Source organism: Pseudomonas mercuritolerans (assembly GCF_025706525.1).
GTDB classification, from domain to species: domain Bacteria; phylum Pseudomonadota; class Gammaproteobacteria; order Pseudomonadales; family Pseudomonadaceae; genus Aquipseudomonas; species Aquipseudomonas mercuritolerans.
This window is the reverse complement of the sequence record NZ_JAMSHA010000001.1, coordinates 116,990-142,203: the sequence shown is the minus strand read 5'-3', so window position 1 is coordinate 142,203 and position 25,214 is coordinate 116,990. Positions and strand designations below refer to the sequence as shown.

The window sequence follows — 25,214 nt, the reverse complement described above, 5'->3', positions numbered from 1 at the left end:
ACGAATGGACTTCAACGGCAGATCAGGGGAAATGAGCGTGTTCGTCACCGTGGCGCAGGAGGGCAGCCTCTCAGCGGCTGCGCGTGCGCTGGGGCTGACGCCTTCGGCGGTCAGTCGGATCATCGCCCGCGCTGAGCAGCGCCTCGGCACCCGCTTGCTGCTGCGCACCACCCGCGCACTCACTTTTACCGCCGAGGGCGAAGCCTTCCTGCGCGGTGCCCGGCGAATTCTCGCCGACATGGACGAAGTGGAAGGGGCCATCACCGATCAAGGCGTACCCAAGGGCCGCTTGCGTGTCAGTGCCGCCCTTGGCCATGGACGGCTGACCATTGTGCCGCTGGTCGCAGCCTTCACCGTCCGTTACCCGAACATCGTCGTCGACCTCAGCCTTGGCGACGAAGTAGTCGACATCCTTGCCGGTCAGGCGGACGTCGCCATCCGCTTCGGCCATCTGCCCGACAGCCCGTTGACCGCACGCCGGCTCGGCCACACCGGCCAAGTCGTGGTCGCATCGTCCGACTACCTGAAACGCCACGGCACACCTCTCGAACCGGAAGACCTGCTCAAGCACAACTGCCTGCGCTTCAACTTCCGCCGCGCCGAAGCCAACTGGCCGTTTATCCGCGACGGCAAGGAGTTCTCGCTGAAAGTCAGCGGCAACATCGAATGCAGCAGCGGCGAAGCACTGGCCCAGTTCGCCAGGCTCGGTGCAGGCATTGCGCGCATTGGCGAGTTCACCGTCAGGGAAGACTTGCAGCGCGGCACGCTGATCCCGCTGCTGCAAACGTTCAACCCTGGCGATGAGGAGCCGATTCATGCGGTGTTTGTGGGCGGCGCGGCGATGCCGGTGCGGGTGCGGTTGTTTGTGGATTTTTTGTTGGAGCAGCATCGGATGTAAGCGTGCCGGTCGGATTCAGCGAGTCATCCTTGACCCGCAGGCTGGCGGCTAAACCGTCGGGATGGTCCCGCCGTCGATCACAAATTCACTTCCTGTGATCGAAGCCGCTCGCGGCGACGCCACAAACCCGATCAGCTCAGCCACTTCAGCTGGCGTCGATGGGCGGCCGAGCGGAATACCGCCCAAGGCTTGCATGATGATGTCCTTGCCACCCTGATAGTCAGTGCCTGCCTCCTGCGCGAGTCGCTCGGCCAATGCCACCGATGCTTCGGTTTCGACCCAGCCCGGGGAAACCCGAACCACACGGACCCCTTTGGGCGACACCTCTTTCGACAGGCTCTTGCTGTAGGTCGACAGCGCAGCCTTGGCCGCCGCGTACGCTGTCGTCGATTCCGGCAGTGGCAGTCGACTCTGGATGGAGGTGACATGGATCACCACGCCATCCCGACGCTCGAACATGCCCGGGAGCAGGGCGCGATCGAGGCGCACCGCTGGCAGCAAATTCAGATTGAGCTCGCGTTGCCACTGCTCCTCGTCCAGCGCTGCAAAACCACCACCGGGGGCCGACGAGCCACCCAGGACATGAACCACTATGTCGACGCCGCCCAGTTGCTGTTGGACCGCTGCGATGAGTGCGTCACAACCTTCCCGTGTCGAAAGATCAGCCGCAACCAGCAGTGCGCCCGGCATTTCGACGTCCACTTGCCGAGCCGAAGTGATGACCTTTGCGTCCTCGGCCAGGAACCACTCGACCACTGCTTTGCCGATTCCCTTGGTGCCGCCGGTGACGAGGACCCGCTTGCCAGTCAATCCTGAATTCAGCATGGCGAAATCTCCAGCGCTCGGAATTGATGGGTCGCGTCGTAGTTTTCTTTCTCGTCGATGACTGTGACATACGTCTGCACGACGGCGGGAAGTTGAAGGTTCATTGGCTGACTCCTGATTGATTAACTGGAGTCATCTTGCTGCGCTGCAGATAGTTTGTTCAACTGGGACAAGCCTTAATGACCTATCCCGAAAAACAGGACAATCCATTGGTTCAGGATCGCTTGGCCCTCAATGAACTGGACGCCGTCATAGCCGTCGCTCGAAGGGGGTCGTTTCGCCAGGCCGCCATTGATCTCGACGTCTCCACCACTGCGCTGAGCAACACCATTGCGCAACTGGAAGCGCGCCTCGAATCGCGACTGTTCAACCGCACCACCCGCAGCGTCGCCATCACCGAAGCGGGGAGAGTGTTTCTCGAACAGGTGGGGCCAGCCTTGCAGGATTTGCGTGCGGCACTCGATGCAGTGCGCTCGCAAAACGCCGGGCCCTCGGGTACGTTGCGCATCAACGCCTTCGCCAGCGCTGCGCGTTCGGCGTTGCTGCCACTGGTGATCGAGTTTTTGCAGCAGCATCCGAAAGTCCATATTGACCTTGTAACCGAAGGCCGGCTGGTGGATATCGTGGCTGACGGCTTCGATTTCGGCGTGCGCTCGGCAGGCCTTGTGCCCAACGATGTGATTGTGGTGCCAGTCGGCCCGCCGCAACGTTACGCGGTGGTCGGTTCGCCGGGGTATTTTGCACAACACGGCAAACCGCGCACGCCGTCCGATCTGCCCGGGCATCGATGCATCCGCGTGCGACTGCCGAACGGGGCGATTTTCCCCTGGTATTTCGAGCGGGACGGAGAAGTCACCCGTCTGGATGTGAACGGTCCGCTGACCCTGGATGAATCGAGCGTGGTCAAGGTCGCGGTGCAGGCGGGCATGGGGCTGGGCTTTTTCATGGAGCAGGACGTTCGTGACGAAATCCGCACCGGCGAGTTCGTGCAGGTACTCGAGGACTGGACGCCGCCCCGAGACAGGTTGTGCCTGTACTACCCGAACCGCCGCAATCCCTCTGCGGCCGCCAGGGCATTCATCGAACTGGCTCGCGCCAGGCAGGCTGATCAGGCGTGACCGGGTGGACTCAGGCGATCAAGCCCAGTGTCAGCCCCTTCAGGGTGGCGGCTGCCCGGGTCGAACATTGCAGTTTGCGAAAGATGCTTTCCATGTGCGTGCGCACCGTGCTCGGACTGATAGCCAACAGTTGCGCGACTTGCTTGTTGCTCGCGCCACGGCTGATTTCCAGGAGAATGCGGCACTCACGGGCTGTCAGCAGCGAAGGCTTGGGTTGCCGCAGGCGGCGCTCGCCACTGGCGGCAGCAATGACCGCTTCGCAGACATCGTTATCGAACAGACCACGGCCAGCATCCTTTTTGAGTAGCGTGGCTGCTGCGGTTTCGTCGTGGGCTGATCGCCATGGCCGGGCTTGCCTCAACGCCACCCAGGCGACCGAGGTGGCGAACAGCCGATATTCGGCATTCAGTGCATCACCCGCCACCCCGCGAAAATAGCCGCTGCCATCGAGCCGTTCATACGCGTGGGTGGCTATCTCGGCGGGCGCGGTCAGTTCAGGAACCGGTCGGAGCGCCTGTTGCGTCCAGTAAGGCACCAGGCGCACTCGCTCTGCCGCACCGTAGGGCAGCGGCCCTGGGCTATTCCATAGGTGATTGGAAACGGCTGCGCGGCCGAGACCGTAAATCAGCGCGGACTTGCCAATGTCTGTCAGCGTCGGCTCACCCAGGCCCCACAGGCGCGCAGCTTCCACGGCAACATGGGCGACCTGACGCGAATGCCCGGCCAGCCATGGCAGCTTCAAGTCAATGATGTCTCCGACCAAAGTCAGTGAGACATGACGCTGCTCGGGCGCGGGTTCAACTTTAGAGGAAAGCGTTTCCAGATCCGCCAGCCATTCCTTGGCATTGGCCACCAGCAACGACACCAGCGATGCGGGATAGCGCCGATCCGACTGCTCGCTGATCCAGCGCAGCGCCGCGTCCAGGCCATGGGCGCGGGTGAGAATGTCCAGATCACCGGCCATGACCACCTGATAGGCGACTTCCGGGATGTGCTCATGGCTTACGCCCAGTGGTCGGCCAGTGCCGTCGTAGGTTTCGAACACCCGACACAGGCCCGCTTCAACGGCGGTTCCGAGCTGGAGGGTTTTGGCGATTGCACCGGACACTTCACAGTGCACCACGGCCAGCGGGGTTGCCTGATGCACCGCGTTCATCTGTTCATTGCCCAGGGTCAGATCGAGCATCGCGCGGCGACCATCGACGTCGTCGCCCAGCAGGTCGGCAAAGCCTTCGGCGTTGGCCGTGCACCCAGACCAGCGCAGCAAGGCAATCTGCTCTGCAACCTGCAGATGCTCACCGTCGCCATGGCATGCCTGCGCGAGCATCCGCGCCAAAGCGGCAACGCGCCGGGAGTGACCGAGCGGTTGCCCCATGCTGAGGTCACCGACCTGGGCGATGGTTGCCAGTGCGCCGTCCAGTGAGATGTCCAGTTGCAAGCCACTATCCATGAAAAATGCCTCGGGGTCGGATAATTGACCGATGCCCACATCGCAGGCCGGCCAGCACACTCTGAACTCCCGAACAGGAGCTCATCCAATGAAAACAATCAAATCGAAATTCGCCACCGTCGCCTTTGCCCTGGCCAGTACCTTCATGGCCGGCGCCAGCCACGCGCAGGATACAACGCCTTCGGTGGTGATCGTACACGGCGCCTTCGCCGACGGTTCCGACTGGGCCAAGGTGGTGCCACTGCTGCAAGCCAAAGGCGTGGCCGTTACCGTTGTGCAAAACCCGCTCACCTCTCTGGCCGACGACGTTGCCGCCACGCGCCGCGCGCTGAACAACCAGCAGGGCAAGGTGGTGCTGGTCGGTCACTCCTGGGGTGGCACGGTGATCACCGAGGCTGGCAGCGACCAGAAAGTCAGCGCGCTGGTGTATGTCGCCGCCTTCGCGCCAGACGCCGGGCAAACCAGTGGCGAGCAGGGTAAAGGCGCGCCGACGCCGCCGGGCATCAGTCAGATCAAGGCCGACGCTAACGGCTTCCTCTATCTGACCCCCGAAGGCATGGCCAAGGACTTCGCTCAGGATCTGCCGGCCGCGCAAACTGCCGTCATGACCGCCACGCAAGGGCCGATCAAGGCCTCGGCTTTCGAAGATAAAACCACCGTTTCGTCCTGGAAAACCAAGCCGTCCTGGTACCTGCTCGCTACCGAAGACCGGATGATTCATCCCGATGTCCAGCGTTCTGCCGCCAAGCGTATTGGTGCGACCCTTGCAGAAGTGCACGCCAGCCATGTCCCGCAGCAATCGCAGCCGGCCGAGGTCGCCGCAGTGATTCTCAAAGCCGTGCACAGCGTTGCTAAGCAGTGATCGCGGCATCGAAGGGGAGCGGGCGTATGAACCCTCGAAGCGATCACGACTATGACTTCATTGTCTGTGGTGCCGGCACGTCGGGCTGCGTGGTCGCTGCGCGGCTTGCCGATGAGTCAGGCGCACGGGTTCTGCTGATTGAAGCCGGCGAAGGTTACTCAGGCCCCGAGGTGACCGAACCGGCGCAATGGCCGCTGAACCTCGGCTCCACGCGCGACTGGGCATTCGAGGGGCAATCCGATCCACGCCTCAACGGTCGACGGCTCCCGCTGAGCATGGGCAAGGGGCTCGGTGGAGGTTCGAGCATCAACGTGATGGTCTGGTCGCGCGGCCATCGCTGCGATTGGGAGCATTTTGCTGCCGAGTCTGGCGACCCGGCCTGGGGCTACGCATCGGTCCTCGATTACTACCGCAGGATCGAAAACTGGCAAGGCAGCCCGGACGCCACCCGGCGTGGTTCAGGTGGGCCGGTACATGTCGAACAGCCGGCCACGCCTCAACCCCTTGCGTGGGCAACGCTGGAGGCGGCCAGCGATCTGGGCATCCCCCGATTCGACAGTCCCAATGGCGAGATGATGGAAGGCGCAGGAGGGATCGCTGTCACCGACTTGCGCATCAAACAGGGCAAGCGCGAGTCGGTTTACGACGCCTACATCCGGCCACGCCTGCACTTTCCGAACCTGACGGTGCTGACCGGGGCGTTGGTGACCCGCGTGTTGCTGGTCGGCACCCGGGCCGTCGGTGTCGAAGTGTTGATCGCCGGCGAGCGGCGGCGCTTTCATGCCGCAGCTGAAGTCATCCTGTCCATGGGCGCGGTGCAATCACCGAAAGTGCTCATGCAGTCGGGCATCGGCCCGGCGGATGAACTGCGAAAACACAGCATCGCACCGGTCGTTCATTTACCCGGTGTCGGCGAGAATTTGCAGGATCATCTGGCTTTCGGCTGCACGTGGGAATACCAACAACCCCAAGCGGTCGCTGGCAGCGGATGCGAAACCACCTTGTACTGGAAAAGCGACAGTCGCCTGGAAGCCCCGGATCTGTTGCAGTGTCAGCTGGCATTTGCGGTACCGTCTCCGCCAGAGGTCGCCATACAACCGCCGGAGCATGGTTGGACGATGTTCGCCGGGCTGGCCAGACCGGCCAGTCGCGGATGCCTGCGACTGTCGGGTGCAGGGCCGCTGGATGCACCGATCATTGAGCCGAACTCCCTGAGCGAGCCCGAGGACATGGCCGCAGCCCATGCGTCGATCGAACTGTGCCGGGCGCTCGGCAACAGCCAGGCCTTCGATGGGCTGATCAAGCGCGAAGTGGTGCCCGGGCCGAGAGAACGCCGCGCTATGGAACAGTTCATCCGCAACTCGGCCATGACCTACTGGCATCTGTCGTGTACGGCAAAAATGGGTCGCGATGCGCTGTCGGTGGTTGACCACCAATTGCGCGTGTACGGGATCGACGGGCTGCGCGTTGCAGATGCCTCGATCATGCCGCGCATCACCGTTGGCAACACGATGGCGCCGTGTGTCGTTATTGGTGAGCGGGCGGCGGAGCTGGTGCTTGCGGGAGTATAAAGCGCCCACAACGCCCCGCTGCGCAAAATCTGCTTTCACTCGTTCGCAAGATTTTCCCTCGCCCACTGCTCAGCCGTCGTGACCTGAATCGCCCGCTGCTCATTGAACGTGCCCGCTTTCGGCCACGCCACACCTCGACCTTGGGCAAACACCGCGCGGTATTTTTTGATGTGGTGAGTGGGGTCTTTTTCCAGTTCCTGCATCAGGTGCGGCACTGTCCAGACGTTACGCTTGAAGGGCCGTCCGAGCACGCGTTCGAGAAGGCCCGCGACCTGTTCATAGGTCAGCGTGTCGCCCGACAGATACACGATCTCGTTGCGAAAACGCGGTTCGAAGAAAACGATTTGTGCGGTCAGCTTGCCGATGTCGTCCGGGGTCGTCAGCGTCACGCTGGTGTCCAGGCTGCCCAGGGCGTTAACGGTGTCGTTGTCGAAATCAACGACTTCAAACACCGGCTCGAAGAGGAAACTGGTAAACATGCCGGTCGAGATGATCACCCATTCGGTTTTGTCCTGCGCGCGCAGCAGTTCGCGCACGTCGAGCTGAGCATCGAACAGATCCTGCGGACTGCCCCGGCCGATCACTTCGAAGTCCACGCCAAACTGCCACGGGAAGTAGCGCTTGATGCCGGACTTGAGCGCGGCGGTCGCTAGCTTCATCGGCGTCTCGCGACCAGCGACCATGCCGGCGCAGCCAATGACGGTATCGAAAGGTGCGAAGACTTCGGCCAGTTGGTCGATCGAATCGTTGACCAGATCTGCCGCTACCATCTGCACGCCGAGACTGCGCAGTTCATCGATTTCGGCTTTCTTTGCCGGCACCTGACTGTCAATCGTCGAGGCCCTGAGCAGGACGCTGATCGTGCTGCCGGGCGAGCGCTTTGCCACTCCCGCAAGGTTGCGCAAAACCGGCAGGCCGAGCTCACCTGCGCCCAGGACGAGAATGGATTGCGGGGAAGGGTGGTTCGATTCGGTCATGATGTCTCCTGAGATCTGCATGTAAGATCGGCAAATGCTGGCACGATCGGGCAGCACTCAGAAGAAGGCACACGCGTGATACCAGGTGAAGAAATGACTGATCAGCAAGCGCTCAGTGAGGCAGAAGCAATCTGCCAGACGCTCAGACGAGACGATGATGGCGTGCGCCGCGAAGTGCTTGCGCACGCCGGTAGTCGCTGGTCGTTGGGCATCCTGCATGCCTTGGGGGTCTACGGCACGATGCGTCACGCCGAGATCAAACGGCAGATGACCGGCGTGACTCAGCGCATGTTGACCAAAACCCTGCGTGCGCTGGAACGCGACGGCCTGCTGACCCGGCGCGAGCTCGACCAGGTGCCGCCGCACGTCGAGTACGAGCTGACGCCATTGGGCATGGGCTTGCTGGTGCGGATGTCGCCGATCTGGACTTGGGTGGTGGAAAACGTCGAGGGTTTCCGCCAAGCGCGACGCACGTTCGATAGCCAGATCGGCAAGAAACCCTCATGGCAAATTCCTGTTCCAGCGCGGGATGATTCTGAAGCGTCAGACTGAGGTTTCGCGCTTCAGCTCAGCGGCACGGCGAAGACGGCGCTGGCGCGCGCAACCGTTCGCTCACCGACGTGCAGACTGACGCCAGCAAACGCCAATTGGCGGCCTTTTCTGGAGTGCTCAAGACGCACTTCGAGCCACTCGTTGATTTGCACCGCGCCGAGATAATCCAGGGTCATGCTCGCCGTAATCAATGGCTGCGGCGGATCGCTGGAGAAGGCCATGGCGTAGCCCATGCCGACATCGGCCAAAGTCGCCAATACACCACCATGCAAAGTGCCGCGACCATTGGCGTGGCGGGAGTCGGTCAGCAAGCCCAGTTCCAATTGCAGCCCGTGGCCTCTGGCGTAGATCGGGCCGAGCAGATCCAGCAACGGACTGCTGCGGGTCAATGGAGTGAAACCTTCGGGAATGGCCGTGGTGTTCATGATCCCATCCTGATGCAGGTGGCTGACCTGTGCGATTGAGCGGGGAATCGCAGGAAGGGGCAAGCACTATGCGGATGGGGAATTTGCTGCGATAAGTGCTGTACACGGAACTGACCAGCAAGGAGCTACGTGATGGATATTCAAATTCACATTGCGAAAGATGCGGATGCATCGGCTATCAGTGAGACGATCATCAAGACGCTCCGTGAGAGCAATGCTCGCGACTATCCACCCGAAATCATTGATCGAGTGATTAAAAGTTTTTCGCCCTCGAAGATCCTTTGCTTGTTGTCTGAGCGTCAGGTGCTGGTCGCTACGCTCGACAGTCAAATCGTCGCAACGGCAAGTCTTGATGGAGACGTTGTTCGAAGCGTATTTGTCGACCCGGACTTTCAAGGAATGGGTGTCGGAAGCCAGCTGATGAAGAGCATTCAATCACTCGCCATGGACGCAGGTTTCAACTTGCTGCGCGTTCCTTCTTCAGTCACCGCAGAAGGCTTCTATGCTTCGCTCGGCTTCAAGAAAATCAGAGATGAGTTTCATCAGACGGAGCGCACGATCATCATGGCGAAGAAGTTGAAACGATAGCGTTCACCTAACGTTTAAGCCTGCCGAATGTGGTTTCCATCGCTGCCCGGTCATGGTCGAGCAACCAGGCATGATGTCGTTGATAAAGCTGCAAAAGTAGTTCGGTGTTGGCTCCAACCACGTCCATGCCTCTGTCGTCATAGGGAAAGACCATGACTCGCTTGGGCAGATTGAACAGGTAGACAGCACAGTTCCCACGCGGTTGGATAGCACCGAAGTCCTTGGCCAATGCGCACCAGAGTAATGCTTGAATGCGGGCGGCAGACGCTTCGAAGGCGACGTTGACCCAGTATTCCGGCTCTTCCTCACTGAACCATTCCTCGTTATCTATTTCTTCGCTCCAGATGCACAGCGCTGATGGAGTGTCGATGCCAGCAGATTTAAGGGCGCGAAGAGTGCTGCGATGGGCGAATCGATTGCGACCGGAATGAATGCGCAGGCATGCGACAAACGATGCGTCCCCCTGGAAAATGTCGCCGCAGATGGTTATGGATTTGCGCATAGCGGTCAGGAATTGCTCGATCATTCCGCCCGTTTCGGAGAGTTCGAAACGCAATCCTCCGGGCCAGGAATAGAAAAGCGGGCGGGCGAATGCCTGGGGTCCAAATGCGTTTTCGATCTCAGCTCTCAGATTCACTTTCTTGCCTTCAAGGTGATGAGGATTTCTGTTTGTTCAAGACGCGGGTAAAGTCAGTGCGACGACACAAACGGCGAAGCAGTCGTCGGTGCCGGCAGCGCATAGGCTTGTTTCATCCACGCCACTTCCGCCAGCGGTGTGCGGCCGAAGAGGCGTTTGAAGTCGCGGCTGAATTGCGAGGCGCTTTCGTAGCCCACCAGAAACGCAGATTTTGCCGCGGTCAGGTCGTTGCGCAGCATCAGCAATCGCGCCTGGTGCAGCCGCGTCGATTTCAGGTACTGCATCGGCGAGGAATCGGTGACCTTGCGAAAGTGCAAATGAAAATTCGGCACGCTCATCTGCGCTTCCTCGGCCAGGGTTTCTACGTCGAGATGTTGGTTATAGCAACTGTGGATCTTGTGGATGGCGCGGGTCACTTTGCCGAACTGACCTTGCTGGGCGATGGCGGCGCGCAGGGTGCCGCCTTGTTCGCCGGTGAGGATACGGTAGTAGAGTTCGCGCAGCATCGCCGGGCCGAGGATTTGCGCGTCGGCATCGTCGCTCATCACTTCAAGAAAACGCAGGGTTGACCGGCGCAGCGGTTCGTCGAGCGGCGAGGCGTACATGCCCATCGGTTGGGATCTGGGGAAATCCCACAGTTCATCGACCTGCTGAATCAGCTCGCCAGCCAAAGCGAAATCCAGGCGCACGTACACCGCGAGCATTGGCTCGGCTTCGCTGGCGTCGGTTTCCATGGTGAAGGGTACCGGCACCGACACCACCAGATAATGCTGAGCGTCGTAGACGTAGATTTCATCGCCGAGATAGCCGCGTTTACGCCCCTGACAAAGGATCACGATGCCCGGTTCGTACAACACCGGCGTGCGGGTCAGCGGTCGGTTGGAACGCAGGAAACGCACATCGTCCAGCGGGCTCAGGTTGTAACCCTCCAGCGGGGCGAGCTGGCTCATTAACTGGACCATGCGCGCTGTGATAGGGTCTTTCGGTTTCGGCATGGGCTGTGGGTTTCCTTGTGAAAAGGCGGGTTTGAACCTGTCTGGCTGATTGGCGGGGTATCAGACAGAGCCCTCACCCTAGCCCTCTCCCAGAGGGAGAGGGGACTGACCGTGGTGTTTGATCGGGATCTGCCGACCTGAAATATCGCGCCGAATGCTGACCGCGCTGTTCTAGAGTAATAAGCCCTGCGGAAATCTTCGAGGCAGGCTCAGGAGTTGAATCCACCCGCGATCGGCTCCCTCTCCCTCCGGGAGAGGGCTGGGGTGAGGGTGCTTTTGATCTTTCAGCCATCCGTCGAACGGCTAAGCGCTGCCCATTGCTCAATACTCTCCGCCGTGCGCTGCAATTTGTCACGCACCAGCGCCAGCGCATCACTGCCCAATAGCAGATGAGCCGGCGGGTTTGGACTGTCGATGATCGTCAGCATGACCCGTGCAGCTTTCTGCGGATCGCCCAGCTGATGGCCACTTTTCTCCTCCCGGGCCTTGCGCACCGGATCGAAGCTTGCGTCGTAGTCACTGATGCTACGCGGCGTGCGTTGCATCGAACGGCCTGCCCAGTCGGTGCGAAATGACCCCGGCGCCACAGCGGTGACAAAAATATTGAAGGGCGCAAGCTCCTTGCTCAAGGTGTCGGAGATCCCCTCAAGCGCAAACTTGCTGCCGCAGTAATACGCGATCCCGGGCATGGTGATATGGCCGCCCATCGAAGTGATATTGAGGATATGCCCCGCGCGGCGCTGGCGGAAATACGGGACGAAAGCCTTGGTCACCGCCACCGCGCCGAATACGTTGACGTCGAACTGGCGGCGCATTTCCTGCAGCGATGACTCTTCAAAAATCCCCTCATGGCCATAACCTGCGTTGTTGACCAGCACGTCCACCGGGCCGTGACGATCCTCCACAGCCGCAACCACCCCATCGATGGCATCGAACTCGGTAACGTCCAGCACCACCCCATGCGCGCGCTCGGGCGACAGCGCTTCGAAGGCTGCCAGAGCGGATTCACTGCGCACTGTGCCGATAACCCTGTGACCTTTAGCGAGCGCTTCCTTGGCCAGCGCCTGGCCGAAGCCGCTGCTGACACCGGTGATGAAAAGGGTCTTCATGGATCTGTACTCCAGCAGGCAATTGGAGAGGCCATGCTAGGGCGGATAACGCTGGCGGACGATGCCGAATCGGATCGAAGTATTGCCTGTTCCTATCAATAGAGTTTTCGATCAGGTCTTGCCTCAAAAAACGGAAAAGTCCTGCAGGTCTCATACCCGCAGGACTTTTCCTGTCTCGGCAACACGCACTTATGCTGCGCGACGGCCCGGTGTACGGTCCGATCCATCAGCGGCGAGGGCCTCACCCAGTGGGGTGCGGTCTGAGCCGTCGGCAGCGATGGCCTGGCCTTGTGGGGTCTTGTCATGACCGTCTTCAACCAGGCCTTGTTCCTCGAGGCGGTTGCGGCCGTTTTCAGCCAGAGCCTGGCCCTGCGGCGTACGTTCCGAGCCATCGGCAGCAACAGTCTGCTGTGGTTCGCTGACCTGGGTGAAGAAACGTTCTTCCTGATTACTCGGTACGGCGAATGCGCTTGCGCTGAGGGCGAAGGTGGCGATAGCGATCAGTTGGCTTACAGTTTTCATGGCGGTGACTCCGGTCAAATTTCGATTGAGGTCCGGGTCGTTCAGATCAGTCTCTGGTTAACCCGTTGCAGTGGTGTGTTCTGCATGGGTTCAGATTAGGGGGCAGGGCGGTGTCGGCGTTAAGCGGATACTGTCGGCGATTTGCCTGATTCTGCTCGCTGAAGATGATTTTACAGACTACCGACCTTCAGGCTTCAAGCTGTGATTCCGACACTGAATACCGATATTGCATTCGTTGATATTGAAAAGTGGCTTGGAAAAGCTAAGGTTCAGGCTTGGTCTCAAGGACGATCCTCCATGGCTTTGAATATCCGTACGGCGGCGGCAACCGATGCAGATGCCATCCAGCGCATTTATGCCCCAATCGTTCTGAATACTGCGATCTCTTTCGAAGAAACACCGCCGAGCATTACGGAAATTGCGCATAGGATAACTAAGACGCTTCAGACTTATCCCTATCTGGTGGCTGAAGAGCAGGGCGAGATCAAAGGCTATGCATACGCAAGTCAGCATCGCGCACGTCCGGCCTACCGATGGGCCGTTGATGTGACCGTGTACATCGCAGAATCAGTTCGTCGTCAGGGCGTCGGCCGAGAACTTTACGGGACCTTGCTTTCGATTCTCGAAAAGCAGGGATTTCACTCAGCCTACGCTGGGATCGCGCAACCAAATGAAGGCAGCGTGGGCCTGCATGAGTCACTAGGATTCACCCAAATCGGCATGTACCCGGAGGTAGGGTTCAAGCTTGGAAAATGGCACGATGTCGGCTACTGGCGACTCGGCCTGAACCAGGCGACTCCACCGCTGGAGCCAATCATCTTCCCCGAGCTTGAAGTCGCATCACAGTAAGCTCGCGCGAATTTGTCGGCGCGAGCAATCAGGTTCCGCCAGTGAGATAGCTTTGCACTTGCCTGACTACATCCCGGGCGGTGCGGGTTACGCCGATCAATGTGGCAGAAGCGAGCCCCGTCCAGTCGCCATAACCCACCAGCCATAAATCGGGCAACGCGACACTCCGGTTTTCGTTCACAGCCACTTTGCCATCCCGGCCTACAATATTCAGGCTGTTCAGATGGTCGAGCGCCGGAGAAAACCCGGTGCACCAGATGACAGCGTCCACCTTTGTCTCGATCCCCGATGACCACACAACCCCTGTCGAAGTAAAACGCGTGAACGGCCGTACCGCGCTCAATACACCGCGTTCGCGAGCTTCCTTGACCGGTGGCACCATGACGATGTCGCCCAGTCCTCCAACGGGCTGTTGAGGCTCCACGCCATCCTGCTGCGCCTTCAGTCGAGCGGTAGCGCGTTCGAACAGGACGCGTCCATCCACCTCATCAGGTAGAAACGTTGGGGCCTGTTGCGTAACCCAGGTTGCCTGAGCCACTTTGGAGACCTCGGCGTAAATCTGGGCGCCCGAGTTGCCGCCACCGACGACAAGGACGGTTTTACCCGCAAACTCGTTCGGCCCGACGTAATGAGCGGAATGAAGCTGCCTGCCTGCAAACAATGCCTGGCCGGGATAGTCCGGTACGAACGGGCGGCTCCAGGTGCCTGTTGCACTGATAACCGCTTTGGCGTCCCAGTGTTTGTCCTTTGAGATAACACGCAAGCCGCCTTCGATCTTTTCGACACGGGTCACCCGCGTGGAGCGGATGATGGGGAAGTCATACCGGCGCTCGTACTGAGTCAGGTATTGGACAACGTCGTCCCGCCCGGGCGTCCCCTCGGACAGGGCCGGCATCGGCCAGCCTGCAATCGAACTCCATGCTGACGGCGAGAAGAGCCGCAGCGAATCCCAGCCATGCCGCCAGGCGCCTCCTGGTCCCGGCTCGGCATCCAGCAGCACGTAAGACAAGCCTGTGCGCTTCAAAAAATAAGCGACAGTCAGCGCGGATTGGCCACCACCAATGACCACGACATCAAGTTTCGAATTCTGACTCACCAGCATCCTCCAGGCTCAACGGCCTCAACTTGTGAAAGATCGTGGTGCGCTCATACCGTTGCCCCACACAGGCATCAAATCGAACGCTGGTTGACTCGTCTGGACAGCTCTTCGGCGGATTCCTTGCGCTCGGAATAACGGTCAACCAGGTAATCCTGACGATCGCGCAAGAGAAGCGTGAACTTCATCAATTCTTCCATCACGTCCACCAGGCGGTCGTAGTACGAAGAAGGCTTCATGGGACCCGCTTCATCGAACTCGGTGAACGCCTTGGCCACGGAGGACTGGTTCGGGATGGTGAACATCCGCATCCAGCGGCCAAGTACCCGCAACTGATTGACCACGTTGAAGGACTGCGAGCCGCCGCAGACCTGCATCACAGCAAGGGTTTTGCCTTGCGTAGGTCGTACAGCGCCCAGTGCCAGCGGAACCCAGTCGATCTGCGCTTTGAACACGGCACTCATGGAGCCGTGACGCTCGGGAGAGCACCACACCTGACCCTCTGACCATTGCATCAGCTCGCGCAGCTCCACGACTTTGGGATGGGTGTCGGGTGCGTCATCAGGCAGCGGCAGACCCGAAGGGTCGAAGATCCTGGTTTCGGCGCCAAACTCATTCAGCAGGCGTGCCGCCTCTTGCGTGACCAGACGGCTGAATGAGCGTGCCCGCGTCGATCCGTATAACAGCAGAATGCGAGGTTTATGCTGCGAAGGATTACGAGGAGACAGCTGCTCCAGCGTAGGAATGTCGATCAGGTCGGCGTGTACGTTCGGCAATGTGTCTTGCATATGAACTCCTGCGCGGCGCGTGGAGGGGCGCCGCCTCGGTTGATCTTTAAAGCGAACCGATGCGGTTCAGTTCAGCTTGCAGTTGGTCAGGGCTCAGGGTCTTGAGCGGCAGTGCAAGAAATGCATTCACGCGTTCCTGGATTTTGCCCAGTGTGCTTTCAAATGCAGCGGTGATCTCGGCTTCCGACCCGCTAGCCTCGGACGGGTCGGCCAGCCCCCAATGCGCCTTCAAGGCTGGGCCGAAGAAGATCGGGCATGCTTCTCCAGCAGCGCGATCGCAGACGGTAATGACGATGTCGGGAGGCGAGCCCTCAAAAGCATCCGAAGCCTTGCTGCTCAAGCCCGCCGTGGAGACGCCCGCCGCCTCCAGCGTTTGCAGTGCCCGTTGATTCACCCGGCCACTGGGAAAGCTTCCCGAGCTGATGGCTTCTAGACCCTCGGGCGCCGAGTGGTTGAAAAGCGCCTCGGACAGAATGCTGCGGCAGCTGTTGTGGGTGCACATGAACAGGATTTTCATCAGACGATTCCTTGATTCAGAAACTTAGGCGCAGTGCCAGGGCGGACAATGTGGCGACGAGAATGGGCAAGGTCAGCACGATCCCGGTCTTGAAGTAGTAACCCCAACTGATCGTTATGTTTTTCCGGGCGAGCACGTGCAGCCACAACAGCGTGGCCAGGCTCCCGATCGGGGTGATCTTCGGGCCCAGGTCGCAGCCGATGATGTTGGCGTAAACCATCGCTTGCTGGACTACACCGTCGACTTCGGCGGCATGAATGGATAAGGCGCCTACCAGAACGGTGGGCATGTTGTTCATGATCGAAGACAGCAATGCTGTCAGCAGTCCTGTACCAAGGGACGCGCCCCAAACGCCATAACCGGCGAACACGTTCAGGATCTGCGCGATGTGGTCGGTAAGGCCGGCGTTCTTCAGGCCATAAACAACCAGGTACATACCCAAAGAAAAAATCACCACCTGCCATGGCGCCTCTTTGAGCACCTTGCTTGTGTTGATGGCATGACCACGAGCCGCGATGACATAGAGAATGCATGCACAGATCGCTGCAATGGCGCTGATCGGAACCCCCAATGGCTCAATGACAAAGAAGCCGATCAGCAGTAGTGCCAGCACCCACCAGCCGGCTACGAAAGTGGCACGGTCATGGATTGCGTCATCCGGGTTGTCCAGTTGGTTGAGGTCATAGGTCTTTGGTAAATCTCTGCGGAAAAACCACAGCAGCATGGCTAGTGTCGCCGCCACGCTGACGATGTTTACCGGCACCATGATCGAAGCATATTCGTTGAAGCCGATATTGAAGTAGTCGGCAGAAACAATGTTGACCAGGTTGGAAACGACAAATGGCAAGCTCGCCGTATCTGCGATAAATCCAGCGGCCATGACGAACGCCAACGTCGCGGCGGGAGAAAAACGCAGCGCCAGCAACATCGCGATTACGATGGGAGTGAGGATCAATGCCGCTCCGTCGTTGGCGAACAGTGCCGATACAGCCGCACCCAGCAGGACGATAAATGCGAACAGCTTGCGGGTGCTTCCGCCTCCCCACCGAGCCACGTGCAATGCAGCCCACTTGAAAAAGCCTGCCTCATCAAGCAACAGACTAATAATGATGACCGCGATGAATGTCCCAGTGGCATTCCAGACGATGCGCCAGACCTCGGGTATGTCTGCAAGGGTAACGACGCCTGCCAGCAGCGCCACGATGGCGCCGAACGTCGCACTCCAGCCAACCCCGAGTCCCTTGGGCTGCCAGATGACAAGGACGATGGTGGCGATAAAGATCAATACGGCAATCAGCATTTCATTAATCCGGTTGGGCGTGAATCAGTTGCACACGGCTTGGTTGATCGGACGGTCGCTCATGCCGCACAGGCGCTTGGCCTCGGTTTCCAGCCATTGCTGATTGGCGTCTACCACTTCCTTCAAAACTGCAGCCACCCACGCGGGCAAATCAGGATTGACTCGGTAGTACACCCATTGACCCTGGCGACGATCCAGCAGCAAACCGGCGGAGCGCAGCAGCGCCAGATGACGAGAAATCTTCGGCTGACTCAGGTCGAGCGCTGCCGTCAGCTCGCATACACAGAGTTCACCTTGGCTCACGACAAGCAGGGAAATTTTGGCTCGGGTGTCGTCGGCCAGGCACTTGAACAAGGTGGTGGGGGTCATGGGTTCTGTCATTCGTCCTCCAGATGCTTTTGTCTTGACCAAAACGAAGAGCCTGATGCGTTTGCGGATGTCGTGATGCGTAGGATGAAAGGCGGCGGGATGATTGCCGGGCAATGGATACGGATGACCGAATATACGCATAAGCATATATCTGGTAAAGCGAATATAACAGCGGTTGAACCGTCGAGACTGATAGCGGCGGACCGCACGGATATTGCCCGCGATTTGCCTGATTCTGCTCGATGGAAAATAGCCATTGACTTAGAGCGCACTCAAACCTTTACGGTGATGACATGAATTCAGAACTGACAATTTCAAAGTTGGCCAAGCGCCTTGATTTGAGCGCTCACACGATCCGCTATTACGAGCGCATCGGGCTGTTCGACCCGGTTGGGCGCGGTGGCAATGGCCACCGGGTATACGCCGATAAGGATGTGCTGTGGGCCGAGTTTCTGCTCCGGCTGAAGGCGACCGGAATGCCGATCCAGCAAATGCTGCGGTATGCCGAATTGCGTCGATCAGGCGACTCGACCCTGGCAGAACGCCGCGAACTTCTCGAGCAGCATCGCCGGGACGTGCAAGCGCAGATCAGCCAGTTGAGCCAGTCCCTGGAGGTTCTGGATAACAAGATTCAGATCTACCACCAACTCGAGCAAAAGGAGCATCACCATGATCCGTAAACTTCCCGGTCTCAATCGTTTGCTGTCCGCCACACTGATTGGCGCAAGCGTGACCAGTGTGGCAGCGCCGGTGGAGATGACTGATCGTCGAGCGCGCGGAGAAGCCGCTCTGACGCAGATCACTGGCGGACCTGGTCAGGCAGTGGTCGATTCATTGAAGGATACTGCTCCAGAGCTTGCGGACTGGATTCTGAGTTTTGCCTACGGCGATGTCTTCGCCCGCCCCGGGCTAGATCACTGCACTCGTGAGCTGGCAACCGTTGCGGCATTGACCGCACTGGGCAACGCCCAGCCACAACTGAAAGTGCATATCGGCGGTGCCATGAACGTCGGGTGCACACCGGAGGCGGTGGTCGATGTGATCTTGCAAATGACCGTATACGCAGGGTTTCCCAGCGCCTTGAACGGAATAACGGCTGCGCGTGAAGTCTTTGCTGCTCGCGGGATCAGTGTCAAATCCTAGGTGCAGCACGCTGCAGAAACTGCGCGATAAAGCCAGATTCAACCTTCCACCCACCCCGCATACAACTGCACAAACCGCACCTGCAGCCATTCGATAAACACCTGCACCTGCGCCGGCAAATGCGTGCGGCTCGGGTACAGCAGCGATACCGGCCGAGGCAGCGGGCGCAGCGGTTGCAGAATTTCCACCAGAGCACCGCTAGCCAAATGCTCGGCGACCGCGATGCCCGGCGCCTGGATAATGCCGAAGCCCGACACGCCACACTGCACGTAAGCGTTCGACTCGGTGACGGTAATGCCTTTGCGGCTGACATAGCTTTTCTGTTTGCCCTCAACTGAAAACTGCCAAGGCAAGGTGCGGTTGTTCTGGCCCGAGAGAAAGTTCACGCCTTGATGGTTCGTCAGGTCTGCAAGGGTTTCGGGTGTGCCGTGCTCCCGCAGGTATTCGGGCGCGGCGCAGGTGACCATGGTCGCCAGGGCGATAGGGCGGGCGATCAGCGTTGAGTCGGGCAGCTCGCCGATGCGCAGCGCGCAGTCGATGCCTTCGCCGACCAGATCAACCGCACGATCGGTGACGCCCAGCACCATGTCGATGCCGGGGTAGGTGGCGGTGAACTCGCGCAGGCTCTTGATGAATTCCAGTTGCGCGAACGCAGTGGGAATGTCGATGCGCAGGCGGCCGGACAGCGTGGCTCCGGTGCGATCGAACATCGTGGTGGCGGCGGTGATCTCGGCCAGAATTTCCTGGACCCGCTGATAGAAAAGTTCACCCTCGGCGGTGAGTGCGACTTTCCTGGTAGTGCGCTGGAAGAGGCGCACGCCCAGCGATGTTTCCAGTTCCTGAATATAGCGAGTGACCTGCGGCCGGCCGATGTCCAGCGACTCAGCGGCTTTGGTGAAACTGCCCAGCTCCGCCAGTCGGGCGAACAGGCGCATCGATTGCAGTAATTCCATGACTTTTCCGGTGAGCTTCAGTATCTGTATTTGTTGCCTGAGAATAGAACAATCCTGTCTGTTTCCAAGCATTTATTGCGCTGATGTAAAAGCCAATCATGGCCCCAAGGCAACCCCCCTGAGGGTTTGCGGCCAATAATGCATTTGGAGACACATCATGAAAGCGTGGTTACTGAAAGATTTCGGGCTCGACAATCTGCAACTGGGCGAGACGCAAACCCCGCAGCCCAAGGCTGGCGAGCTGCTGGTCAAGGTCGGCGCGGTCTCGCTGAATTTTCGTGACAAGGCCATCGTTGACGGTATCTACGAGCCGCACCTGGTGCCGAAACCGCTGATTCCGGTGAGCGATGCCGCCGGTACCGTAGTTGCAATCGGCGCCGGTGTTACTCGTTTCAAGGTTGGCGACCGCGTCAATTCACATCTGTACTCGCGCTGGTTGGATGGCGAGCCGGGGCCGAACGAGCCGGATTATTGCTTCGGTTCGCCGCTGCCCGGTGGCCTCGCCGAGTACATGATCATTCACGAGGACAGCGCCGTCGGCGCGCCGGCCAACATGAGCGATGAAGAGGCGGCGACGCTGCCTATCGCCGCACTGACTGCGTGGTACGCGCTGGTGGATTTCGGCGCTATTCAACCGGGGCAGACCGTGTTGGTACAGGGCACCGGCGGCGTATCGATTTTCGCCGTGCAGATCGCCACCGCGCTGGGCGCCAAAGTCATCGCTACCTCAAGCAGCGATGACAATCTGCACGCGGTAAAACGTCTGGGCGCGGTCGCCGGTATCAATTACCGCAGCACGCCGAACTGGGCGGACGAGGTGCTGAAACTCACCGGGGGCAAGGGTGTGGATCTGCTCCTTGATGTGGCGGGAGGCAATGGCATCAATCAGTCGGTAGCAGCGACCAAGGCTTCGGGGCGGATAGCGCAGATTGGCTTTCTGACAGGGCAGACCGTCGAGCTGAACCTGATGCCGCTGATCTTCCGCCAGACCACCATTCGCGGCATCGCGGTGGCACCGCGTTCATCGTTCGACCGGATGAACGTGTTCCTCGCCGAGCACGACATTCGGCCGGTGATCGACCATGTGTATCCGTTCGAACAGGCGCGTGAGGCCTATGAGCATCTGGCGAAAGGGGCGTTTGGCAAGATTGTGATCAAGGTGAGCTGATCAGCGAAAACGTCAGACAAACCAAGGCCAGTCAGCTCAACTGACTGGCCTTTTTTTATGTCTGTCTTAACGCAAATCCTCGGGCTGCATCGTCAGAATAATCTTCCCGACATTCTGCGAAGACTCCATCCGCCGATGGGCATCGGCTGCGCGGGACAACGGAAAGATGCTGTCCACCACCGGTTCCAGACTCGCAGCGCCGGCGAAGCGTTTCAGCCAGTGGTCGCGAAAGCGCTGGATCATCGCGTGCTTCTCCGGCTGAGTGCGTGACTTCATCACCGTGCCGATGATTTGCAGGTGCCGGTAGAGGATGTGCTCCAGCTCCACGTCGACCTTGCCGCCGCCGCCAAGAATGCCGACCTGGACCAGGCGGCCGCCGTGGGCCAGCGAGGCGATGTTGCGGGCGAAGTAGGGAGCGCCGATGAAATCAATGATCACGTCGACGCCGCGCCCGTTGGTTTTGTCGGCGATGACTGCGGCGAAATCCTCGGTCTTGTAGTCGATGGCCACGTCGGCGCCCAGGTGTTCAACACGTGACAGCTTGCCGCCCTCGGTGGTCGCGTACACCGTGGCGCCTGTGGCGTAGGCCAGTTGCACGGCAGCGGAGCCGACGCCGCCGGCGGCGGCATGAATCAGCACTGAGTCGCCTGACTTGAGTCGGGCCAGGTGCAGCATCGCTTCGTGGGCGGTGACAAACACTTCGGGAATCGCCGCGGCGTGCACATAGTCGAGCTGCGCCGGAATCGGCATGGCCATGCGGTAGTCGATGCGCGCCAGTTCGGCGTAGGCGCCGCCACCGACCACGCCCATTACCCGGTCGCCGACGGCGAATCCACTCACCTCGCTGCCGGTCTCGATCACTTCCCCGGCAATCTCCAGACCGATGATCAGCGAGTCGCCGAAGTTCGCATGGCCGTAGCCGCCGGTTCGGTGGGTCAGGTCGGCACGGTTCACGCCGGCCGCATAGACACGCACCAGCAGGTCGGTCGCGCGCACTTCAGGGTTGGGCGCTTCACCGAGTTGCAGCACTTCTGCCGAGCCGAATGCTTTCAGGTTGATGGCTTTCATCTCAGCGTTGCTCCGTGTCGGCAAGGGTGGCATTGGCGATGGCCGAGGCGGTGATGGCGCCCGGGAAACCGACGTAAAAGGCCAGGTGAGTGATCGCCGCCGACAACTCTTCATGGCTCACGCCATTGCTGACAGCGCGGCGCAGGTGCGCGGGCAATTCTTCACAGTGGCCGCCGGCAATCAGCGCAGCGACAGTGATCAGACTGCGCTCGCGGGGTGACAAGGCGGGGTCGCTCCAGATCTGCGGGTACAGCGTTGAGTCCACGAATTGCGCCAGTTTCGGGGTGAAGGCACGCGCGGCTTCGCGTGGGCTGCTGAAATCGATAGTCGACATGGAAATCCCCTTAAACCTGGCTGATGAATTTGTTGGTGAGGTAGTGCTCGATGCCTTCGATGCCGCCTTCAGAACCGTGGCCGCTTTCTTTCATGCCGCCGAAGGGCAGTTCGGTGGCGACGATGCGGTACTGGTTGATGCCGATCATTCCGGCTTCCAGGCCATCGGCGACGTCGATCGCGGTGCGCGCATTGGAAGTGAACGCGTAGGCCGAGAGGCCGTAGGGCAGGCGGTTGGCTTCTTGCAGGCCGTCGCTCAACTCATCGAAAGGCATCAGTATCGCGATGGGGCCAAAGGGTTCTTCGTGCATGACTCGCGCATTCATTGGCACATCGGCCAATACGGTGGGCTGAAAGAAGAAGCCCGCGCCCGGCAACGCTTCGCCACCGGCCAGCACCCGCGCGCCTTTCTCGACGGCGTCGGCGATCAGTTGCTCCATCTTCGCCAGTTGCCGTGGGTTGGCCAGAGGGCCGACCTGGGTCTGCGGATCCATGCCATCGCCGATTTTCAGTGCCTTGGTGGCAGCAACGAAGCGCTCGACGAACTCGGCGTAGGCCTCACGCTGGATAAGAAAACGAGTCGAGGAAATGCACACCTGGCCGGTGCCGCGAAAGCGATTGGCGACGCCTTCCACAGCAGCCTTTTCGATGTCGGCATCGGCAAACACCAGCACCGGGCCGTGGCCGCCCAGTTCCAGGGTGATCGGCTTGACGCCTTCGGCAGCGCGGGCCGAGAGCAGCCGACCGATCGGCACCGAACCGGTGAAGGTCACTTTGCGAATGATCGGTGAGGCAATCAAATGGCTGGACACTTGATCCGGCACACCGAACACCACTTGCAGGACGCCTTTGGGCAAACCGGCATCGTCCAGCGCCCGGGCCAGGGCCAGAGCGGTGGAAGGGCTTTCCTCGCCGGGCTTGAGCACCACGCTGCAACCGGCCGCCAGCGCTGCCGAGAGCTTGCGCGCCGGGGTGATGGCCGGGAAATTCCACGGTGTGAACGCTGCCACAGGGCCGATTGCCTGGCGTTTGACCAGTTGCAGTACACCCGGACGATTGGCCGGGACGACACGGCCGTCGATGCGTCGTGCGCTTTCGGCGAACCACTCGAAATATTCCGCCGCACGGGTCACTTCATCGAGGCTTTCGCGCAGTGGCTTGCCTTCTTCCAGCGTCATTTGCGCAGCGATGTGCGGGGCGCGTTCGAGGATCAGGTCGGCGGCGCGCTTGAGGATTTTTGCGCGCTGGTCCGGCACGGTCTGACGCCATTGGTCGAAGCTCAGTCGGGCCACTTCGAGGGCGTGATCCAGGTCTTGGGCGGTGGCGAGTGGCACCTGGCCGATTTCGTCGCCGGTAGCCGGGTTGACTACGGCAGCGGTCGCGCGGTCTTGGGCGGTAAGCCATTGACCACCGATGAAGAGATAGAGCGGATCGTAAGGAGTGTTCATGGATGTCGCCTTCATGGTTGAGGATTCATTCGGCGCCTTGTACGCAGTGGTTCAGGCGTCCCGTGGAATCCAGTCTATGGAAGGCGTGCCGTTTGATTTAGCCGGCCACGAGGGAATCATTGTTGTCCCAGAAGGTAATATCGATCCCAGGAGCGAGCGTGTAGGATCCGACGTTATCCGCAGTGAGTGGCAGGTCTACAGGACGATCAGGATGGACAAACTTTCAAACATGTCGGTGTACATCAAGGTAGTCGAGATGGGTAGTTTCACTGCCGTGGCCAACCATCTCGACTCCACCGTCGGTAACGTATCGCGTGCGGTCTCGGCGTTGGAAAACGTGCTCGACACTCGCCTGTTGCAACGCTCGACCCGGCGTCTCTCGGTGACCGATGCGGGCCGGCGGTTTTATGAACGCTGCGTGAAGATTCTCGCTGACCTGGAAAGCGCCGAAGCCGAGGCGAGCAATGCCGCCTTGCAACCACGAGGGACGTTACGGGTGCACTGCGTGCCCGGACTGGCGCGGCAACTGGTGACCGGCGCGGTGCTGGAATATCGCCAGGCGTTTCCCGAAGTGACCGTCGATTTGATGCTCTCCCAACGCATGCCCAATCTGCTTGAGGATCAGTTGGACGTGTCCATTCTGATCGCGCGAACGCTGCCGGACTCGGCGTATGTCAGCCAGAAGATCGGCGTCAGTCACTGTGTACTGGTGGCCTCCCCGGAATACTTGGCGCGGCATGGCGCACCCGAAACGCCGGAGCAGCTTTGCGATCATCAATGCCTGCTGCTCGGTACCGTGGATTACGTGCGCGATGAATGGCAGCTCAAAAGCAAGGCGGGCGACGCGACGTTCATCCCGAGCGGGCCGAGTTTCAGCGTGAACGATATGGACGCAATGGCCGTGGCCATTCGCGAAGGGGCGGGGATTGGTCTGTTGGCAGGCTTCACGGCGATCGATGATTTGCGTACCGGCAGGCTGGTGCGGGTGCTGCCCGATTACCACACCTATGAGCGCAATGTTTACGCGGTCTACACGTCTCGCCAGTTTGTCGATGCGAAGATCACTCGATTCATCGATACCTTGAAAACCCGGGTCGGCGCGCAGTTGGCGAGCACTGCTCAGGCGCTTATCGATTGAAGCGGTAAAGGCATTTGCGTCTCAGCGAGCCAACTCTGAGACGCAATGGGTGTGCGAGGTATTGGCCAGATCAACCGTTGCTGCAGCCGCTGCCCATGACCTCGTATTGCAGGATGTGCTGTTTGCCTTGGGAATCCTGATAAGTCATGTGCACCGGCACTACAGCGCAGACATCCGGCACGGGATCTTCCGAGATGATTTTGGCGACGTCGAGGTGACTGGCGTAGGTGTATTGCTCGACTGGTGGCGTGGTAGTCGATTCCTGAGCCATGACCACCGAGCTGAAGCCGAAGAGTGCGAGGACGAGCATTGAGACTTTCATGGAAGATGTTCCTTTGCTGAAGTTGAGTGTGCTGCTGGAACAAACTCTATGCGGCGGCTGGCGGGGGAAACAGGCGCGGATCGGGTAAAGACTGTTTACGGTTTGAGCCACAATCGGCATGGGGTGAACGATCGCGCAGGGTTCAGCGCAAACAAAAAAGGCGCCGGTGAGGGCGCCTTTTTGCTTATCTGGG

The 25,214-nt window shown here is 59.9% G+C and carries 30 protein-coding genes; 12 read left to right on the top strand and 18 right to left on the bottom strand.

What is annotated here, in order from left to right; genetic code table 11:
* The first annotated feature begins 4 nt into the window (after nucleotides 1–4).
* On the top strand, nucleotides 5–898 hold the full coding sequence (locus ND528_RS00640) for a LysR family transcriptional regulator (protein WP_263469342.1): 894 nt from the start codon (nucleotides 5–7) through the stop codon (nucleotides 896–898).
* Nucleotides 899–946: 48 nt separating this feature from the next.
* Here the strand turns inward: ND528_RS00640 and ND528_RS00635 are convergent, their stop codons facing one another.
* The gene (locus ND528_RS00635; RefSeq protein WP_263469341.1) at nucleotides 947–1,723 is read right to left on the bottom strand and encodes an SDR family oxidoreductase; all 777 of its coding nucleotides are present in this window, start codon (nucleotides 1,721–1,723) and stop codon (nucleotides 947–949) included.
* A 209-nt stretch (nucleotides 1,724–1,932) separates the two neighbouring features.
* On the opposite strand from ND528_RS00635, the gene ND528_RS00630 reads away from it, so the two are divergent.
* On the top strand, nucleotides 1,933–2,841 hold the full coding sequence (locus ND528_RS00630; protein ID WP_110599163.1) for a LysR family transcriptional regulator: 909 nt from the start codon (nucleotides 1,933–1,935) through the stop codon (nucleotides 2,839–2,841).
* A 10-nt stretch (nucleotides 2,842–2,851) separates the two neighbouring features.
* Here the strand turns inward: ND528_RS00630 and ND528_RS00625 are convergent, their stop codons facing one another.
* The gene (locus ND528_RS00625) at nucleotides 2,852–4,291 is read right to left on the bottom strand and encodes an HD domain-containing phosphohydrolase (protein WP_263469340.1); all 1,440 of its coding nucleotides are present in this window, start codon (nucleotides 4,289–4,291) and stop codon (nucleotides 2,852–2,854) included.
* Between the two features lie 88 nt (nucleotides 4,292–4,379).
* Between ND528_RS00625 and ND528_RS00620 the strand changes: the two genes are divergently transcribed.
* Together ND528_RS00620 and ND528_RS00615 are read left to right on the top strand one after the other, a co-directional pair.
* Nucleotides 4,380–5,153, top strand: a complete 774-nt coding sequence (locus tag ND528_RS00620; protein WP_130911015.1) for an alpha/beta fold hydrolase — start codon at nucleotides 4,380–4,382, stop codon at nucleotides 5,151–5,153.
* A 26-nt stretch (nucleotides 5,154–5,179) separates the two neighbouring features.
* A complete protein-coding gene (locus ND528_RS00615; RefSeq protein ID WP_263469339.1) occupies nucleotides 5,180–6,724 on the top strand; it encodes a GMC family oxidoreductase in 1,545 nt (514 codons plus the stop codon).
* A 35-nt stretch (nucleotides 6,725–6,759) separates the two neighbouring features.
* On the opposite strand, the gene ND528_RS00610 is transcribed toward ND528_RS00615, so the two are convergent.
* The gene (locus ND528_RS00610) at nucleotides 6,760–7,701 is read right to left on the bottom strand and encodes an aromatic alcohol reductase (RefSeq protein ID WP_263469338.1); all 942 of its coding nucleotides are present in this window, start codon (nucleotides 7,699–7,701) and stop codon (nucleotides 6,760–6,762) included.
* A gap of 93 nt (nucleotides 7,702–7,794) precedes the next feature.
* Between ND528_RS00610 and ND528_RS00605 the strand changes: the two genes are divergently transcribed.
* A complete protein-coding gene (locus tag ND528_RS00605; RefSeq protein ID WP_130911018.1) occupies nucleotides 7,795–8,253 on the top strand; it encodes a winged helix-turn-helix transcriptional regulator in 459 nt (152 codons plus the stop codon).
* Between the two features lie 11 nt (nucleotides 8,254–8,264).
* Here the strand turns inward: ND528_RS00605 and ND528_RS00600 are convergent, their stop codons facing one another.
* Nucleotides 8,265–8,678 (bottom strand): PaaI family thioesterase, encoded by a 414-nt coding sequence (locus ND528_RS00600; RefSeq protein ID WP_122699100.1) that lies wholly within the window; start codon nucleotides 8,676–8,678, stop codon nucleotides 8,265–8,267.
* Between the two features lie 132 nt (nucleotides 8,679–8,810).
* Between ND528_RS00600 and ND528_RS00595 the strand changes: the two genes are divergently transcribed.
* The gene (locus ND528_RS00595) at nucleotides 8,811–9,266 is read left to right on the top strand and encodes a GNAT family N-acetyltransferase (protein ID WP_263469337.1); all 456 of its coding nucleotides are present in this window, start codon (nucleotides 8,811–8,813) and stop codon (nucleotides 9,264–9,266) included.
* A 7-nt stretch (nucleotides 9,267–9,273) separates the two neighbouring features.
* Here ND528_RS00595 and ND528_RS00590 read toward each other — a convergent pair whose 3' ends face one another.
* The 4 genes from ND528_RS00590 to ND528_RS00575 form a co-directional block, all read right to left on the bottom strand.
* Nucleotides 9,274–9,903, bottom strand: a complete 630-nt coding sequence (locus ND528_RS00590) for a DUF3885 domain-containing protein (RefSeq protein WP_263469336.1) — start codon at nucleotides 9,901–9,903, stop codon at nucleotides 9,274–9,276.
* 53 nt (nucleotides 9,904–9,956) lie between these two features.
* Complete coding sequence (locus ND528_RS00585) at nucleotides 9,957–10,898, bottom strand: AraC family transcriptional regulator (RefSeq protein ID WP_263469335.1); 942 nt, start codon at nucleotides 10,896–10,898, stop codon at nucleotides 9,957–9,959.
* Nucleotides 10,899–11,182: 284 nt separating this feature from the next.
* Nucleotides 11,183–12,007, bottom strand: a complete 825-nt coding sequence (locus tag ND528_RS00580; protein ID WP_130911023.1) for an oxidoreductase — start codon at nucleotides 12,005–12,007, stop codon at nucleotides 11,183–11,185.
* Nucleotides 12,008–12,196: 189 nt separating this feature from the next.
* A complete protein-coding gene (locus ND528_RS00575; protein ID WP_130911024.1) occupies nucleotides 12,197–12,529 on the bottom strand; it encodes a hypothetical protein in 333 nt (110 codons plus the stop codon).
* Between the two features lie 297 nt (nucleotides 12,530–12,826).
* Between ND528_RS00575 and ND528_RS00570 the strand changes: the two genes are divergently transcribed.
* Nucleotides 12,827–13,378, top strand: coding sequence for an arsinothricin resistance N-acetyltransferase ArsN1 family B (locus tag ND528_RS00570; RefSeq protein ID WP_073475408.1), 552 nt, complete (start codon nucleotides 12,827–12,829; stop codon nucleotides 13,376–13,378).
* Between the two features lie 28 nt (nucleotides 13,379–13,406).
* Here the strand turns inward: ND528_RS00570 and ND528_RS00565 are convergent, their stop codons facing one another.
* The 5 genes from ND528_RS00565 to ND528_RS00545 form a co-directional block, all read right to left on the bottom strand.
* Complete coding sequence (locus ND528_RS00565) at nucleotides 13,407–14,480, bottom strand: ArsO family NAD(P)H-dependent flavin-containing monooxygenase (protein ID WP_263469334.1); 1,074 nt, start codon at nucleotides 14,478–14,480, stop codon at nucleotides 13,407–13,409.
* A 68-nt stretch (nucleotides 14,481–14,548) separates the two neighbouring features.
* On the bottom strand, nucleotides 14,549–15,262 hold the full coding sequence (arsH, locus tag ND528_RS00560) for an arsenical resistance protein ArsH (RefSeq protein ID WP_263469333.1): 714 nt from the start codon (nucleotides 15,260–15,262) through the stop codon (nucleotides 14,549–14,551).
* A 46-nt stretch (nucleotides 15,263–15,308) separates the two neighbouring features.
* Entirely contained in the window at nucleotides 15,309–15,779 is a 471-nt protein-coding gene (locus ND528_RS00555; RefSeq protein ID WP_263469332.1) for an arsenate reductase ArsC, read from the bottom strand.
* A gap of 16 nt (nucleotides 15,780–15,795) precedes the next feature.
* Nucleotides 15,796–17,079, bottom strand: a complete 1,284-nt coding sequence (locus ND528_RS00550) for an arsenic transporter (protein WP_130911028.1) — start codon at nucleotides 17,077–17,079, stop codon at nucleotides 15,796–15,798.
* A 24-nt stretch (nucleotides 17,080–17,103) separates the two neighbouring features.
* Complete coding sequence (locus tag ND528_RS00545) at nucleotides 17,104–17,460, bottom strand: metalloregulator ArsR/SmtB family transcription factor (RefSeq protein WP_122610110.1); 357 nt, start codon at nucleotides 17,458–17,460, stop codon at nucleotides 17,104–17,106.
* A 63-nt stretch (nucleotides 17,461–17,523) separates the two neighbouring features.
* Between ND528_RS00545 and ND528_RS00540 the strand changes: the two genes are divergently transcribed.
* The 3 genes from ND528_RS00540 to ND528_RS00530 all read left to right on the top strand — a co-directional run bounded on the left by ND528_RS00540 (nucleotide 17,524) and on the right by ND528_RS00530 (nucleotide 18,591).
* On the top strand, nucleotides 17,524–17,745 hold the full coding sequence (locus ND528_RS00540) for a hypothetical protein (protein WP_263469331.1): 222 nt from the start codon (nucleotides 17,524–17,526) through the stop codon (nucleotides 17,743–17,745).
* On the top strand, nucleotides 17,742–18,128 hold the full coding sequence (locus tag ND528_RS00535; protein ID WP_263469330.1) for a MerR family transcriptional regulator: 387 nt from the start codon (nucleotides 17,742–17,744) through the stop codon (nucleotides 18,126–18,128). Before ND528_RS00540 ends, ND528_RS00535 begins: the two co-directional genes overlap by 4 nt.
* Before the next feature lie 70 nt (nucleotides 18,129–18,198).
* Nucleotides 18,199–18,591, top strand: coding sequence for a carboxymuconolactone decarboxylase family protein (locus tag ND528_RS00530; protein ID WP_408005026.1), 393 nt, complete (start codon nucleotides 18,199–18,201; stop codon nucleotides 18,589–18,591).
* A gap of 38 nt (nucleotides 18,592–18,629) precedes the next feature.
* Here the strand turns inward: ND528_RS00530 and ND528_RS00525 are convergent, their stop codons facing one another.
* A complete protein-coding gene (locus ND528_RS00525) occupies nucleotides 18,630–19,544 on the bottom strand; it encodes a LysR family transcriptional regulator (protein ID WP_130912866.1) in 915 nt (304 codons plus the stop codon).
* Nucleotides 19,545–19,701: 157 nt separating this feature from the next.
* Between ND528_RS00525 and ND528_RS00520 the strand changes: the two genes are divergently transcribed.
* Complete coding sequence (locus ND528_RS00520) at nucleotides 19,702–20,712, top strand: zinc-dependent alcohol dehydrogenase family protein (protein WP_137213348.1); 1,011 nt, start codon at nucleotides 19,702–19,704, stop codon at nucleotides 20,710–20,712.
* Nucleotides 20,713–20,778: 66 nt separating this feature from the next.
* Here ND528_RS00520 and ND528_RS00515 read toward each other — a convergent pair whose 3' ends face one another.
* Genes ND528_RS00515 through ND528_RS00505 form a run of 3 tightly spaced genes read right to left on the bottom strand, consistent with a single transcriptional unit; the run spans nucleotide 20,779 to nucleotide 23,561 of the window.
* The gene (locus ND528_RS00515) at nucleotides 20,779–21,780 is read right to left on the bottom strand and encodes an NAD(P)H-quinone oxidoreductase (protein ID WP_263469329.1); all 1,002 of its coding nucleotides are present in this window, start codon (nucleotides 21,778–21,780) and stop codon (nucleotides 20,779–20,781) included.
* Between the two features lies 1 nt (nucleotide 21,781).
* Nucleotides 21,782–22,114, bottom strand: a complete 333-nt coding sequence (locus ND528_RS00510; RefSeq protein ID WP_110599182.1) for a carboxymuconolactone decarboxylase family protein — start codon at nucleotides 22,112–22,114, stop codon at nucleotides 21,782–21,784.
* A gap of 10 nt (nucleotides 22,115–22,124) precedes the next feature.
* A complete protein-coding gene (locus ND528_RS00505) occupies nucleotides 22,125–23,561 on the bottom strand; it encodes an NAD-dependent succinate-semialdehyde dehydrogenase (protein ID WP_263469328.1) in 1,437 nt (478 codons plus the stop codon).
* 211 nt (nucleotides 23,562–23,772) lie between these two features.
* Here ND528_RS00505 and ND528_RS00500 point away from each other — a divergent pair, with 211 nt between their 5' ends.
* Nucleotides 23,773–24,699: a LysR family transcriptional regulator gene (locus tag ND528_RS00500; RefSeq protein WP_256821765.1), complete on the top strand. Its 927-nt coding sequence runs from the start codon at nucleotides 23,773–23,775 to the stop codon at nucleotides 24,697–24,699.
* A 70-nt stretch (nucleotides 24,700–24,769) separates the two neighbouring features.
* Here ND528_RS00500 and ND528_RS00495 read toward each other — a convergent pair whose 3' ends face one another.
* Entirely contained in the window at nucleotides 24,770–25,021 is a 252-nt protein-coding gene (locus tag ND528_RS00495; RefSeq protein WP_016774351.1) for a DUF2790 domain-containing protein, read from the bottom strand.
* Nucleotides 25,022–25,214: the final 193 nt, after the last annotated feature.